Genomic DNA, 14,600 nt, shown 5'->3' with positions numbered 1-14,600 from the left:
GTGATTCTAGAAATGAAAAAATGGGACAAGGAACCTAACTGGTTCCTGTGCCCCATGGCCTTACATCTTCGCTATTTCTTCTTGAAATTCACCTGATTTAATCCGGAAATTTGGATTCGGTCTCCGGAATTTAATGTTGTTGTCACACTTGTTACGGTATAGGAATCGGATTTGTTTGAAAGGATCTCATTTACGAGCAAACGATTTCCTCTGTAAATGATTAAATTGCCAGATCCTCGAGGTGTTGTAATTTGGTATCTACCTGCATTAATATCTTTGCCTACGGTCCAGTATCCTGCATGTAGGGTGTTGGATTTCACATTGGAAACCTTAGTAAATTGGACACTGTTTAGCCCCATTATTTCTATTTCATCCCCAGATTTTATATCGGTAGTAACGACTTTCACACTATAGGTGTTATCGCTACTTGAGAGGATTTCATTCACGAATCGGTTGGTGCCCATACCAATAATTAAATTTCCGCTACCAGAAGTTGTTGTAATTTTATAGCGTCCCTCTGGTAAATCCCTTCCGGCTTTCCATGTCCCGGCACTTAGGTTTTTTACATACGGAACCGTTACGGTCATAGAGCTAGATTTGCCATTTGTTGTTGTGGCTGTAATTTGAGCAGTACCGTTGTTGACGGCTGTCACGATACCTTTGCTGCTGACAGTCGCTACTTTTGTATTCGACGATTTCCACTTCACTGTTTTATCTGTTGTATTACTAGGGCTAATAGTAGCAGATAGTGTTAGTGTTTTTCCTTTATGGAGTGTTGCTGACGTTTTATCGAGCTTAATAGATTTTGCCGCAACTGGGGCAGTAACGGTTACTTTTGCACTGGCATCTTTCGCATCTTTCACTGTCGCTGTAATGGTTGCTGTCCCTTTTGCTTTTCCTGTGACTTTGCCGTTGTTATCGACGGTGGCTACTTTTGTGTTTGATGATTTCCACTTTACAGCTTGTTCTACACTGTCAACAGGGGAGACGGTCGCTTTAAGCGTTTCGCTTTGGCCTGCAGTAATCGATAAACTCGTTTTATTTAGTTTTACCGTTTTAGTAGAAACCGTTACGTTGATCTTTTTAGAGACGTTCGTGTTGGCTTCTGCCGTTGCTGTAATCGTGGCAGTGCCGTTGGAAATTCCTTTAATGTTTCCTTTTGAATCAACAGTAGCCACCTTCGTATTCGAACTCTTCCAGGTTATGTTTTTATTTGCTGCATCAGATGGAGAGACGGTTATAGTTGGTTTGACTGTTTGATTTTTTGTAATTTGATACGTAGATTTGCTTACTTTTAAGTCCGTTGGCACAATGTTTGTGACTGTTACAGGAATGGTCGTAGTAACCGACGTATTTCCTTTGGCTGTCGCGGTGATTGTGGCACTTCCAGCTTTTATTGCTTTTACATTTCCTTTTGAATCGACTGTTGCGATATTAGGGTGACTGCTAGTCCAGGTAATGCTCTTATTTGTTGCCGTAGCAGGATGAACTGTAGCAGTTAGTTGTTCAGAACGGTTCACCATTAGGGACAATTTTGATTTGTTTACTGTAATACTTTGCGGGATGAGCACTTTCTCTTTGAAGTGTAATGTACCTATTAACATGGAGAGATACAACTTATCTCCTTTTGATACTTTTAACTCAATTGAGTCATCATCAGCAAATAGTAGGTGAAAGTCTTTTTCATTATAGTATTGATCATAAATATCGATGAAAGCTAAATCATCACCATATGCAGGCTTGTCAAACGTAACTGTATAGGTTCCAGCAGGAATATCGGTTCCGACTTCATAGAAACCGAGCGAGACTTTAGATAAGTCGACTTTTGAAACCTTCTTCACGCTAACGTTCGATGCACCATAGAATTTGTAAATCTCTATTTCGTCTCCGCTTTTTAAATTGATTGTAAATTGGTTAGAAAAATCGAATTTATTACTCTCGATACTCTCATAAAATTCAATATCTGTACCTCTACTAACCTGGATGGAAGCGGACCCTTTAGAAATAGTAAATGTGTGTAGTCCAGTGGAAAGGTCTTTGCCTACAATATAGGTGCCATTACTCAATGAAGACGTACTTTCAGCCTGTACAACCTGGCTTATCCCAAGCGGTAGAAGTAGAGTTATCAACATCAATATCTTTATCCATAATTTATTTTTCATAGGTAATCCTTCTCTCGTTTATGATAGAAAAATGAGCATTTAAGGAACCCACGACGAAAGATAGTATCTGTCATGGGTTCATAGATTAATAGAGTTTTGATTTACAGAGTTTTAAAGGATTTTTTTGGTCCTTTGCTTGTCCAGTTCCCGGCCTTATCTCCTGCTTCGATACGGAAACGGTAAGTTTGGGAAGCGGCTAAGTTTTTAACGGTAAAAGATTGTCGGTTCCCTGAAACGGTGGTCAGCAATTCATCACCAAGATAAATACGATAATGAGAAACAGCGGCATTATCTGTGGCTCGATTCCAGTTAAGGGTTAAACTAGTTTTTTTAATATTGGAAGCTGAAATTTGACTTCCCTCTGGCCATTTAGGTGACGTTGTATCGGTTGTCTTGGCAGTAAGTCTTAAGCTTTTAGAAGACCAATTTCCGGCTTTATCCCCAGCTTCAACACGGAAGCGGTAGGACTGAAAAGGGGATAAATTTTTAACGGTAAAGGACTGCTTACTTCCTGAGACCGTAGTTAGTAAGTCGTCACCTTGGTAAATCCTGTAATGAGAGACGGCGGCATTATCGGTAGCCGGAGTCCAGTTTAAGGTAAGGCTTGTTTGTTTCGTGTTTGTAGCTGTTAACTGGCTATTTTTCGGCCATTTAGGTGGCGTGATATCCGTCGTTTTCACAGAGAGCTTTACACTTTTAGAAGACCAATTCCCGGCTTCGTCCCCAGCTTCAACACGAAAGCGATATGTTTGAAAAGGTGCTAGTTTTTTGACGGTAAAAGACTGTTGGCTTGCTGGTACAGTAGCGAGTAGTTGGTCTCCTTGGTAAATCCGGTAATGTGAGACCATTACATTATCACTAGCAGCGGTCCAGTAGAGGGTAAGGCTCGTTTCCTTTATGTCAGAGGCGAAAAATTCAGAGTCCTCGCGCCACGTTGGCTTTGTCGTATCTGTCGTTTTAAAAGACTGTTCTATCGTTTCTTTGGACCAATTTCCTTCTTTATCTCCTGCTTCTATTCGGAAGTGATACGCCTGAAATGGATCTAGATTCTTTACATGAAGCGTATGCGTTTTTCCTGAAACCGTAGTAAGTAACGTATCATTTTGATAGATACGATAATGTGTAACAGCTACATTGTCTGAAGCTGGAGTCCATTCTAAATGCATGCTAGTTTGCCCGATTTTTGATGCTCTGAGCTGGCTGTTTGTATGCCAGGTTGGTGCTGTAATGTCTAAAAAAGGCGTTCGACTATGCGGCTGGCTTAAACTAGGCTGATAAGAAATGAAATCAGCTGATGCCAGATCATCTTCTTGATCATAAATCATCGACTCAATTATGTTTGGATCTGTAGTATTCCAATAATTGTTTGAGGCGGTCATTTTACTATTTTGGTAACCGCTTGGTAGTCTTAGAGCGATCCGATCTGTTGATAGAAAACTATTGTTTTCAACAATGGTCTCTGATTTTCCGTAACTAGCCCAGTTCATAATAGCGTATTGCTCATAGGGAGAATTCTGCTGATAAAAGACATTGTTTCGAATATAGACTTTAACATCATCACTTGTGCCAACACTAATTCCACCAGCATGTTTAAAGATATTACGTTCGATATATACGTCACTAGTAGGATACCAAATGTAGAGATAGGAAGTGTTTATCAGTTTGCTATCTCTTAGGATTAAAGAACCATAAATGGCATTGCCGGTAGGAGAATAAATACTACCGCCTGTCACTTCTGAGTGTTCTATATGAATTAGATAGGGCTTGTCCATTGCATTGGATCCTGGCTTCACATGAACGTTTTTAAAGATTACGTTTGAATTTTTTGAACCCTTTGCTTTTAAGGTGCCAAAAGCTTGAATGGAATGGTTTCCTCCTTCAATAACAACACCAGGTTCCACCACTAATGAACGGCCATAACTTATTTGCAGATCCCTAGTTAATAGATAAGGAGATTGCTCCTTCGTCCAAACCGTATCAGAACGGATCATGCCGCCAACCTCTGTCGGTTTTTTTTCTGCAAAAATCGTGTCCATTGAAAGGACTTGAAGCAAAAGAATGGAAAAAAAGATCATAGAAACCCTCGTCAGTGACTGCTTCATACTAGTTCCTCCAGCTATTCAATTTTTAAAACTGCTTTTTTATTTGAAGTGTAATCCCTATTACCTGTTTTTGTCATTAAAAATTTTGTATTTGTCGAACGAAAGTTGTAGGATGAAGGAACGGGTGATACGAGAAGAAGATATTAGGGTGAAAAGTTAGATAGAGTGTGATCCGATCATTTACTAGATAATTTGGGGACAATGAATCTCTTCCCATCGTTCCGCCAATTACAATACTTACCATCAGGTAAATTTTTCCCCTATGCCTTTTGAGTTAGAAAATCTGCTATGATACTACAGTCATAGCTTCATAGATTACTAACAGGGTGGGGAATTTATTGGTAAAACTAACATCTAAGATTGTCCTTTCAATGATTTTGGTATTGTCGTTATTAGCAGTAGAATCGAAGTCAGCATATGCGGCACTTTTTGATCCGCTTCCGTTTGAAGATAGAGTGTCAGGTCGAAATAGTAACGCTTATCTACCAATGAAGGTTAGACCAACTACTCAAGAGCAAGAACGATTCATACAAGAAATCGCTCCACATGCTGTACGAGCAAGTGAAAGATGGGGAATCCCAGCTAGTGCGATCATCGGAATGTCTATTATCGAGAGTGGGTTTGGGACGACAAGAACCGCTCATTTTGCGAATAATCTTTTTGGAATTAAAGTGTGGGGAGGCAATTCTTCTAATGCTTGGCAGTTGCAAGGCCAGCCAGATGAGGACTTTGAACCCATTCCTATTATTGAAAACTTAGGACCAGACCGAATTATTTTTGACGAAACGAAAAGAAGAGATAACTGGTACCGTCAATTTAGTTCATATGAAGAATCAGTTAATTTCTTAGCAGGAACTCTTTTGCTGAACCAAAGATATGGGTTTGCTAGAGATCAATATCGCACGAGAATTAACAATGGCATGAGTATTGAAAATGCCTCAAGAGAGTACTTATTTGATATTGCTCACGCAGGATACAACCATTTAGGTGGGAACTATTACCGTGATACAGTCGGAAGAATTATGACTCAATGGAATCTATTTCAGTACGACCGTCGAACTGAGGAAAAAACGGGTAATACGAATACCAATACGAATAATAATACCAACACAAACACAAACACAAATGGATCGGTATTCAGAGATATTAATGGTTATTGGGCGGAAGAGTCCATTTTACTTGCGGCTGAAAAAGGCTGGATCAATGGGCATTCGGATCAAACATTTAGACCGAGTAACCACTTAACGAGAGCGCAAGCAGCTACCATTCTTACTAACTTTTTAAAACTAGAATCTACTAATAGAACGGTTCAGTTCCATGATGTTTCTAATAATTTTTGGGCGTTAGACTCTATTAATCTAGTAGCGCAAAATAGGATCATGAATGGAAATAGTAGTGGAAACTTCTCGCCTGGAACTAACGTGACAAGAGCACAAGTCGCTCAGATTTTTTACAATGCTGGATTTTATAGTCAGTCATCATCAAATAAATCAAGTGCTTTTACTGATGTGAGAAATGATCATTGGGCAATAACTGCAATTGAAACGATGAGACAAGAAGGCATCATTACAGGTTTTTCTGATGGGACATTTAAGCCGAATCAACCAATAACGAGAGCACAGATGACTGTGATTATTCACCGTTTGTATGAGAATAATGAGGAATTGCGGAAGTAGAGGGAGTGTGTAGTGTGGGTGGTGCCTGTCACCACCCGTTTTTTGTCGAATGATTAGTCGGAATTTTGCATTTAATCGTTTCTTTTTGTAGATAAGCATGTTACGATACGTTTATATTTAGTTTCAGCTTTTCTTCTTTCCACAAACAACGCTTTATTCTTCTGTTATTCTTTGAGTTACCTCTTTAACCTTATTAATTAAAACCACACAAACTTTTTTTAAAAACTATTATATGGGTCAGCCAAGGAGGAGTGCTATGGGCAGAAAAAGACGAGATTGGCTTCCGCATGCCTTTTATCATATTGTTTCTAGGGGAAACAGGCGTGATGCTTTGTTTCTTGATTCAAGTGATTTTGTTGTGTTTTTGCAAATTCTTGAGAAAGTTTACGAGAGAATCCCGTATCAGCTGGTGTCTTACTGTTTGATGACCAATCATTTTCATCTTCAGTTGAGGTCTCCTGAACACATCTCAAAAGTGATGTCACTCGTCAATAAGCGCTACGCAAACTACTTTAATACTAAGTACAAATTAACCGGCCATGTTTTTGAGAAGCGTTACTTTTCACAAATGATCCAAGACCGCGCAGGAATGCTTGAAGTTAGTCGGTATATCCATCTTAATCCACTGAAGGCCAATCTAGTGACACACCCAGCTGTTTACCATTGGAGCAGTTTTCGATTTCTGTATTCCCCTCAAATCTCTCCACCTCACTTTATCGATCCCAACCATATAACGAGCTATTTTACCGGAACAAATGAGGCGAAACGGAAGGAGTATGTGAAGTATTGTCTAACGCTGCCAAGTTCGCCGGAGTGGCAGGCTGAAGGAAGAGTGTCGTCTGCTGTTGATTGAGTGACAGATTTGAAAGGCAAGTTCTCGGAATGAAAACGAGGTGAGTTATCAAAGAAGAGATAATGAGGCAGTTCCTTGGGTAGATGTGCCTCAACGAGACAAAGTGTAAGCAACATCATTGTGATGTTGCTTCATTTGTTATGTACTTGTCTTTACATCAAAGTCAAACTTCTGAACAAAGTTACAATGAGAGCAAGCTCTGCCAATTTGTTTGTTCGTAGATGGGTCTTTATAGTATATTTCTTCGAGTGAGCAGACAGGGCATTCGATGATATGTAGAATTTCTCGTTTTCCTAAGACAATATCTAACAGAAGATTAAAGTGCATGGTAGATCACCTCAATTTGTTGTTTGTATTACAGTAACAAAAATGGAAGGTGAAAATGCTCGAAATTTATGGGGGATAGGTGTTTTTTGTTCGACAAGGTTGGTGCCAAGGTTGGTGCCTGTCACCCCCCGGTTTTTGTCGCTTTGTATGTTATGATAGTTATAACAAGAAAAGAATATAGGAGCGCTAATTATGCTAATTCAATGTACCAAAAAGTTGTTAACGGAATTGAAGATGAAACCATCCCCTCCGACAGAGGAAGAGGAGTTGTTTTCTTGGCATGCAAATATTGTTACCGTGGCTCGGAGAAAAACGCTGGTTTTTATGAATAATAGCAATCGTTATGTGATTATCATTCATGGAGTGAAGGGAAAGGATCTCAAGAAGATGGACGAGCTACTTTTACAAGCGATTCGTGAAACATTTCATGAAGAGAACATTAAGGATGAGGTGGCTGAGGCATTTCTTTCTCAAGCGAAAGCTCAGGAATTTACTTTCTCGACAACGAAAGACCGGACATCGGTTGCCAGACTGAATAAGGCGTGTGAGAACCCGTTGATTTTTGAACGAGATTTAAATCCCGATTCTCATTACCAAGCGCCTGTGAGTAAAAGGGCGAGTCGATTTCTTGTTGGAAATGGAAAGAATGACTATATTGTCCCGAGTGATCTATTTTTTCGTGATATAGAGGAATGGTATGGGGCTTCTATTTTTAATTCAGAAGCGCTGGTTCTTCGTATTACTTTAGGCATGGGGAATCATCATGTTTGGCGAAAAATTGTAGTTCCTAAACAAATTAGCTTTGTTGATTTACATGAAACTATTCAAATTGCCTTTGACTGGCATGACTCTCATCTGCATGAATTTCGTGTTTTTGTACAGAAACCATTTGATCCTATGAACAGGCAACAGGAGGAAGACAAACGAAAGCCAATCGTGACGCTGGTCTGTACAGAAGAAGCTTTAAGCTACGTAAACGATGTACCGATGAAGATGGAAACATATGAGAAGCTAGCAGACTACCTTCCTGCAGAAGTGACCTATTATTATGATTTTGGCGACAACTGGGCTCATCATATTATTGTTGAAGAGATGATCAATGATTATGATCAGAACTACCCAGTTTGCCTAGCTGGAGAGGGAAATGCCCCACCTGAGGATGTCGGTGGAGAGCCTGGCTATGAGGAGTTTTTGGCAATTCTTGCAGATAGAACTCATCCGGATCACGCTGAAATGAGGGACTGGGGGATAAGTCAAGGGTATAAAGACTTTGATGTGGAGTATGTGAGTAGAAGGATGAAGAGGATGTAGCTGGTGCCTGTCACCCCCCGGGTTTTGTCGCTTTTTGGCAGGGGCGAAGCGTGTAGGATAAATCTGGGCAGTCCAAACCCCTAGCCCTGACTGAAAGTACCTGTTACACTACACGAGTTGGACATTTAGAAAGAGGTGAGACGATGCTACAAGCACTGATTATTTTCGTTGCTCAGCTGTTGTTTGTTCCGGTGTTGACGCTGAGAACGATTATGATGGTAAAGGGCATGAAAGAAAAAGCTGCAGCTCTCGGTATCCTCGAAGGTATAATTTATGTAGTAGCGTTTCCTATGAGCCTCGTAATTTTAAAGGTGGCTATATTACGAAGGCAATGAAGAAGAGGAAAGCGAAGCGTGATAAAAGAGAGGCTCGGGTATCGTAGTGGATTTCAGGGAGTTGGGGCATATAAGGCTCTAGCTTCTTTTTTTGTTGCGTGGATGGTAGAATGATAAATTTGGAAAAACGAAATTTTTTTTCGTTTTTTCTGAATCCCAAAAGCGATCAACAACGTCAAAACAGTGTGGGTGTCCTAGGGGGTGGTAAATTGACTGACATAGTAACAAAAGTTGAGGATTTTTCTCAACTTACAGAGAGAGAAAAAGAAGAGATCTTAGAGTTTATAGTAGATACATATGGAAAGCCGGTCACGAATTTTGCTTTTACTTATGTGAAAGACTGGGGCTTGGCTGAGGACATCGCACAGGATGTGTTTTTAAAGGTGTTTGACCATTTGCATCAGTTTCGGCGCGATGCAAGTTTGAAGACGTGGATCTATCAAATTACAGCCAATCAATGTAAAGATTTGATGAGGAAAAAGTATTTTAAAACAACGTTACTAACCGATTGGGTTGGAAACATCTTGAACAACCAAAGGCAAGAAACATCGGCAGAAAGCAAGGTACTCCAAGTAAGTCAAGAGCGGGAGATAGCTCAGGAAGTGCTTCGCCTTCCTATCAAATATCGTGAAATTATTATTCTATATTACTATGAAGAGCTATCAACCGTGAAGATTAGTCAGTTTTTACAGATGAGTGTGGCTACGGTGAAGACGAGGTTACAAAGAGGAAGGCAGCAGTTAAAACGAAGTTGGAAAGGAGGGGATTGGCTTGAGTGATCCATTGAAGAGGTTGAAAAAAGGGTTAGATGAGAACGTGTTTCAGGAGCATGAACTAGATAAAGCGAAAATGATGCGGAACATTCAACACAAAAGACAGAAAAAGAAGAAAACGTACTTCTTTCATTATGTTAAACCGGCCTTAGCTACCATGCTTTTTGTATTCGTTGTTGTGTCGGCGGGGTCATTGCTTTTTCTTCAGGAAGATAGCGGTGAGCGAGTGGCAATAGAGATACCTGAAAACTTTGATGTCGAACAAGAGCTTGAAGCGATCCCTGATCCACTGCTTCGAAGAGAGATTGAAAACAGCCATGAGTTGCTACAAACGTTTATTGAAGACTATCAATTTCGTCGCAAAGCGCAAAGCGGAGAAGAGTGGTATTGGACTGGAAGTGGAATCTCGTTTCTTGGAATGACACCTATGATTGAAAATGAGCATCTCGATGTATTCTTGACGCTTCCTAATCATATTCAAGAGCTGATTCACGACGATCCTTTTTTCTTGCTTTATCGATTTAATGAAGATGAGAATTTTAGAGAACAGCTATTGTTAGTTTTGGAGCAATTGGGAGAGTTGGAAGAACAGGATGTGTATCGTTTAACGGAGATGGAGCAGCGAAGCATAATACCTGAATATGAGGAATGGCGAAATACCATTTCTATTGCTCATTACTCGAACTATAGAAAAGTTTATAATGAGTTGCATCCTGTAGGTGCAAATCAACAAAAACAGCTCATTTTAGATAAATTGTATCTTCTTGCTTCTTCCTTTTATTTGCAAACGGACGGAGAAGCAAGGAGAGCAGGTAGTATTGAGGATTTTGAAAAAGCGAAGCGTTGGCTAGATGTTTCTACCTATGACGATTTCCAGTATATCGGTTATTCAGTTGTTCGAGATGCTAGAGAAAAAAGCGCCTTGATAGAGGAAGTTTTACGGCATGCTCGTGATGAGGAGCTAGTCAATTTAATAAGTTTCTTGAACCAGACGCAAGAAAGGCTTCGTACCGTAAGCGATCATCATTTCATTAGTTCTCAAGAAGTGTACATGGATTATTACCAAGCTGCCCGTGATTTGTACATTTTAAATGAGATGTTTAATGGTTCTTCGGACATTCATTTTGTTCAAAGTTATGAACCATTAACGAATGAAGAAGTGGTTGAGCGATATATCAAAGAAAAGGAGAACGCTCGGTGAAGAAGTGGATTGTAGCGATTATAGGGTTCAGCTTCTTACTCGTCGGTTGTAACACTATAGAATCAACGAGTGAAGAGGTGGAAACGTTGGTAGAAGACAAATCGTACGAAAAGGAGGAGCTAGTTGCCCATATAGCAGAGGCTCCAGAGGAATTTTCCTTTGAAATTTCCCCTTACTTAACGGAAATCCATCATTATTTCGCAGTAGATTCACCACCCGATGCAGAGGCACATTCAGATCCTAACAATGCAAGAATTCTGGAGTTGTTATCGGATGTGGTCGGGAGTTATACGCTTGTTGGAATTTTGTCAGCTCATTCTTATGCTGAGTCTATAGCCTATTTTCAAGAATGGAGTGAGCAGGATTTTGCAGATGAAGAGTTGTATTTTATAAAAGAGGACCGGAAGCGGATGAGGAATCGTGTACGAGAGATGATGTCATATAGTGAGCATGAACGATTAACGAAATACTTACAGCAAATTTCGATGCTTCTAAGCCAATCAGAGGCTACCGATTCGTTTGAGTTATATGGAGAAGCTTGCAGGCTTATTGTTGAGCTTGATTATGCGATCAATCAATCGTTACAACAAGAGAAAGGAGCAAAGTCATGAAAAATAAAAAAGTTGCTACAGTGGTGGTTTGGTCTATTATTTTACTTTTTGCAGTCGTGATCGCGGTAAATTGGTATGCGGTTGCCAATGAAGAGACCGTTTCAGTTGAAGAGTATTTGGACGAGGCAGAAGAAGAGGCAGTAGAAGTGATTACAGTTCAAAATGAGAAGTCGGAAGAAGAAGAGGTTGATGAAGAACGTGAGGTGAGCGGAACGGAGGAGATGATTGCTTCGGCTCATGATGAGTTAAATCGTTTAGTAGGTTGGAATCGCTATCGTGGTTTTTCTTGGAAGCAGAATGAAAGTGCTCTCACGTCACTTGTCAGTCAATTAGAGAAGATGGTTGAAATGGAGACGAATGACAAACGTCGAAAGGACGCAGAAAATACGATTGCTGCTCTTAACCAAGCGTTGGACTCACGAGATACGCAAGGAATTATTTTAGCTCACCGAATTATGCACGACCTAGATTATTATGTGAATGGAAATGATGGAGACGGGAAACGCTATAATGTGACAGAGTATCGGTAGTTTTGGAGGAAAAGCAATGAATAACGCAATGGGGTTTGAATGTGCCCTGTTGCGTTATTTAGCATGTTCGTACCTTAGATTGTAAGGCTTCAATCATTTCCATTGTCACCATTAACTAGGTAGTTTTTACCACTAAAATTATTCTGTTGAAAAAGCAGGATTTCATATAAAATAAGATTAATAGCAATTTTTGCCTAATTAAGAGGTTTTTTAGCGAAAGACGATCGAATAAGCGATTTAGGGAAAAAGTACTGGTTGCTAGTGTGTGAAGAGGAGTACGAGAGATGAAGAAGCTAATTATTATTCTCTATTTTTTTGTTCTCTATGTCGCTGTAGATTTTATCTTTCATAAAATATATGATGACATGATTTTCGATAATGCTTTTATAATGGCCCTGCTTATGGTTGTGAGTTTATTGGTTTTGTTTATTAATTATCGGCAAATGAAAAAAGTGAGTGCGATAAAGGAAAGTTTAGATGAAAGTGAACAACGCTATCGCTCGTTATTTCAGTATCATCCTGATGGCTTATCGGCACTCGATTTAGAGGGGAATTTTATTAATGTAAACGAAGCGAGTGTGAAATTTTCTGGATATAGAAAGGAACAGCTACTGCAAGTGAACTTATTTGATGTGACGGTTCCGGAAGAGTTGGTAAAAACGAAACATCATTTCGGTATAGCGGCTAATGGAAGAGCAACCACATTTGAAACGACAGCCGTTGATTTTCATAAAAACCAAGTTCATATGATGGTAACCATGATCCCGATCCGAGTAAATGAAAAGGTAGAAGGGGTCTATGCGGTTACGAAAAATATAACGAAAAGCAAGAAAGCGCAAGAATTGATTACCCATTTAGCGTTTCATGATTCGCTTACTGGCCTTCCGAATCGAAGGCGCTTTGAAGAGCGTGTTGAGGAAGCGATAAAAGAGTCAAAGGTAAATGGTTCGACGGGGTCTATTTTATTTTTGGACTTAGATGGATTTAAAACAATCAATGATTCATTGGGGCATAACATCGGCGATCTTTTATTAATGGAAGTGGCTGAGAGGCTAAAAGATGCGAGAGTAGAAGGGACGCTCATTGCTAGATATGGTGGCGACGAATTCGCCATCTTGCTAACACATTGCACAGAACAAGAGACAGAGGAATATGCCCAATGCATTCTTGGTCGTTTTGAGACAAGCTTTGTAATTGAAGGCCATGAATTTTTCATGACGCCGAGCATCGGCATTTCAAACTTTCCTCAGCAAGGCGATCATGTTAAAACGTTGATGGAAAAAGCCGATATCGCGATGTATCAAGCGAAAAAGCAAGGAAAAAACAGCTACTATTTGTATGATTTTGAACATGATCATACGTATGACAGACTTCCACTTGAAACGGATTTGCGAAAAGCCATAGAGCGAGAAGAATTCGTGTTAATGTACCAAGATAAAATCGACTTAAAAACAGGTAAGAGGACTGGACTTGAGGCCCTCATTCGCTGGAGGCATCCGAGTCTTGGTTATATTCCTCCTTCTGATTTTATTGCGATTGCTGAAGAAACGGGATTGATCATTCCTATTGGAAAATGGGCATTACGAAAAGCTTGCGTCCAAAATAAACTGTGGCAAGAAGCAGGGGCAGAGCCGGTTGTTGTATCGGTTAACTTATCAATGAGACAGCTCTATCATCCAACGTTTGTTTATGATTTAACGAAAATCGTAAGTGAGACAGGTTTAAAACCGAACTACCTCGAGCTAGAAATAACCGAAACGATGACGATGGATGTTCAGAAGATCTCCTTTATTCTTACCGAACTGAAAAAAATCGGGATCAAGGTCTCAATCGATGATTTTGGAACAGGCTATAGCTCGCTTAGTTATTTAAAACATTTACCAATTGATACATTGAAGATTGATCAGACATTTGTACGAGATCTTACGAGTGATCCAAATGATCGAAAAATCGTCGAAACGATAATAGGAATGGCAAAAAACTTAAACCTGCGTGTAATTGCTGAAGGTGTTGAAACAAAGGAGCAGATTGATTTTTTAATTGCTCATGATTGTGATGAGGCACAAGGATTTTATTTTACTAAACCTTTAGATGCAGCTGATGTGAAAAAAGTGGCACCTGTCCACCTTTTTGGAGAAGAGATTGTGTCATAAGGAAGGGGGTTCGCACAACCAAAGGCGGCACCCCTTTTTTTTATGACGGATCTTTATAATCCCAAAGAATGCCTGGTACTTCCTCGTCTAGTGAAACATATACATATTGAACAAATTGAAACCTTCCATACTTTCCGCTGTAATTTTTCGTTACAATCACTTCGTAAACTTCCATCGGTTCCGAGTCATCTGTCATTTTCCAATTGTTTATTTTATTCGGCTTGGACGTTGTATATGTGTACGTGTCTGCTCCAAAATGGTTCATAAACGTATGAACGCGATCTTGCATATAAGACGCTCTTGAAAACCTGCTTTGCATGGACGGATGTAACAACTCCCACGAACTAGCAAAGTCAGCTTTTTGCTCCGCTTGATAAAACTCATCAACCATTCGATCTGCTTGCTTTGATTGAGACGGAATAAGGACAATCAATAAAACAAGAAGCCCTACAACTGCAAAGGGAAGAATAAGAATAAGAGGGGATTTCTGTCTGCGCATAGGAGTACCACCTGCTTTTCTAGGGTTGTACTATAGGTATTCGGAGGTGGGGGGGATTATGAGTTTG

General features: G+C 39.9%; 12 protein-coding genes. 9 read left to right on the top strand and 3 right to left on the bottom strand.

Translation table 11 applies throughout. From position 1 onward, the window contains the following. Positions 1 to 71: 71 nt before the first annotated feature. Together N0O92_RS01455 and N0O92_RS01450 are read right to left on the bottom strand one after the other, a co-directional pair. Positions 72 to 2,162 carry an Ig-like domain-containing protein gene (locus N0O92_RS01455; protein ID WP_315612825.1) on the bottom strand — a complete coding sequence of 697 codons (2,091 nt, stop codon included), beginning with the start codon at positions 2,160 to 2,162 and terminating at the stop codon, positions 72 to 74. A gap of 101 nt (positions 2,163 to 2,263) precedes the next feature. Beyond that, complete coding sequence (locus tag N0O92_RS01450) at positions 2,264 to 4,264, bottom strand: fibronectin type III domain-containing protein (protein WP_315612824.1); 2,001 nt, start codon at positions 4,262 to 4,264, stop codon at positions 2,264 to 2,266. A 338-nt stretch (positions 4,265 to 4,602) separates the two neighbouring features. Between N0O92_RS01450 and N0O92_RS01445 the strand changes: the two genes are divergently transcribed. The 9 genes from N0O92_RS01445 (at position 4,603) to N0O92_RS01405 (ending at position 14,034) form a co-directional block, all read left to right on the top strand. Then, positions 4,603 to 5,940 (top strand): S-layer homology domain-containing protein, encoded by a 1,338-nt coding sequence (locus tag N0O92_RS01445; protein WP_315612823.1) that lies wholly within the window; start codon positions 4,603 to 4,605, stop codon positions 5,938 to 5,940. A gap of 256 nt (positions 5,941 to 6,196) precedes the next feature. Continuing rightward, complete coding sequence (locus N0O92_RS01440) at positions 6,197 to 6,793, top strand: transposase (protein WP_315612822.1); 597 nt, start codon at positions 6,197 to 6,199, stop codon at positions 6,791 to 6,793. A 519-nt stretch (positions 6,794 to 7,312) separates the two neighbouring features. Continuing rightward, positions 7,313 to 8,431, top strand: coding sequence for a plasmid pRiA4b ORF-3 family protein (locus N0O92_RS01435; protein ID WP_315612821.1), 1,119 nt, complete (start codon positions 7,313 to 7,315; stop codon positions 8,429 to 8,431). Between the two features lie 143 nt (positions 8,432 to 8,574). After that, positions 8,575 to 8,766: a DUF5698 domain-containing protein gene (locus N0O92_RS01430; RefSeq protein WP_315612820.1), complete on the top strand. Its 192-nt coding sequence runs from the start codon at positions 8,575 to 8,577 to the stop codon at positions 8,764 to 8,766. A gap of 209 nt (positions 8,767 to 8,975) precedes the next feature. Further along, positions 8,976 to 9,545, top strand: coding sequence for a sigma-70 family RNA polymerase sigma factor (locus N0O92_RS01425; RefSeq protein ID WP_315612819.1), 570 nt, complete (start codon positions 8,976 to 8,978; stop codon positions 9,543 to 9,545). Next, on the top strand, positions 9,538 to 10,740 hold the full coding sequence (locus tag N0O92_RS01420) for a hypothetical protein (RefSeq protein ID WP_315612818.1): 1,203 nt from the start codon (positions 9,538 to 9,540) through the stop codon (positions 10,738 to 10,740). Before N0O92_RS01425 ends, N0O92_RS01420 begins: the two co-directional genes overlap by 8 nt. Further along, positions 10,737 to 11,351, top strand: a complete 615-nt coding sequence (locus N0O92_RS01415; protein WP_315612817.1) for a hypothetical protein — start codon at positions 10,737 to 10,739, stop codon at positions 11,349 to 11,351. Before N0O92_RS01420 ends, N0O92_RS01415 begins: the two co-directional genes overlap by 4 nt. Then, positions 11,348 to 11,881, top strand: coding sequence for a hypothetical protein (locus N0O92_RS01410; RefSeq protein WP_315612816.1), 534 nt, complete (start codon positions 11,348 to 11,350; stop codon positions 11,879 to 11,881). The genes N0O92_RS01415 and N0O92_RS01410 overlap by 4 nt, the downstream gene beginning before the upstream one ends. A gap of 284 nt (positions 11,882 to 12,165) precedes the next feature. Beyond that, positions 12,166 to 14,034: a sensor domain-containing protein gene (locus N0O92_RS01405; protein ID WP_315612815.1), complete on the top strand. Its 1,869-nt coding sequence runs from the start codon at positions 12,166 to 12,168 to the stop codon at positions 14,032 to 14,034. Between the two features lie 40 nt (positions 14,035 to 14,074). On the opposite strand, the gene N0O92_RS01400 is transcribed toward N0O92_RS01405, so the two are convergent. Then, entirely contained in the window at positions 14,075 to 14,533 is a 459-nt protein-coding gene (locus N0O92_RS01400) for a hypothetical protein (protein ID WP_315612814.1), read from the bottom strand. Between the last annotated feature and the right edge of the window lie 67 nt (positions 14,534 to 14,600).

It is taken from the genome of Alkalihalobacillus sp. MEB130 (assembly GCF_032335535.1).
GTDB lineage: Bacteria > Bacillota > Bacilli > Bacillales > Bacillaceae_D > Halalkalibacter.
The sequence above is the reverse complement of the archived record's forward strand: the minus strand, read 5'-3'. Positions and strand labels throughout refer to the sequence as shown.

What these genes read in the sequence shown, in the direction of transcription:
- N0O92_RS01455 (WP_315612825.1), bottom strand. Translation starts at nt 2,162, where the DNA reads ATGAAAAATAAATTATGGATAAAGATATTGATGTTGATAACTCTACTT.
- N0O92_RS01450 (WP_315612824.1), bottom strand. Translation starts at nt 4,264, where the DNA reads ATGAAGCAGTCACTGACGAGGGTTTCTATGATCTTTTTTTCCATTCTT.
- N0O92_RS01440 (WP_315612822.1), top strand. Translation starts at nt 6,197, where the DNA reads ATGGGCAGAAAAAGACGAGATTGGCTTCCGCATGCCTTTTATCATATT.
- N0O92_RS01435 (WP_315612821.1), top strand. Translation starts at nt 7,313, where the DNA reads ATGCTAATTCAATGTACCAAAAAGTTGTTAACGGAATTGAAGATGAAA.
- N0O92_RS01430 (WP_315612820.1), top strand. Translation starts at nt 8,575, where the DNA reads ATGCTACAAGCACTGATTATTTTCGTTGCTCAGCTGTTGTTTGTTCCG.
- N0O92_RS01410 (WP_315612816.1), top strand. Translation starts at nt 11,348, where the DNA reads ATGAAAAATAAAAAAGTTGCTACAGTGGTGGTTTGGTCTATTATTTTA.
- N0O92_RS01405 (WP_315612815.1), top strand. Translation starts at nt 12,166, where the DNA reads ATGAAGAAGCTAATTATTATTCTCTATTTTTTTGTTCTCTATGTCGCT.
- N0O92_RS01400 (WP_315612814.1), bottom strand. Translation starts at nt 14,533, where the DNA reads ATGCGCAGACAGAAATCCCCTCTTATTCTTATTCTTCCCTTTGCAGTT.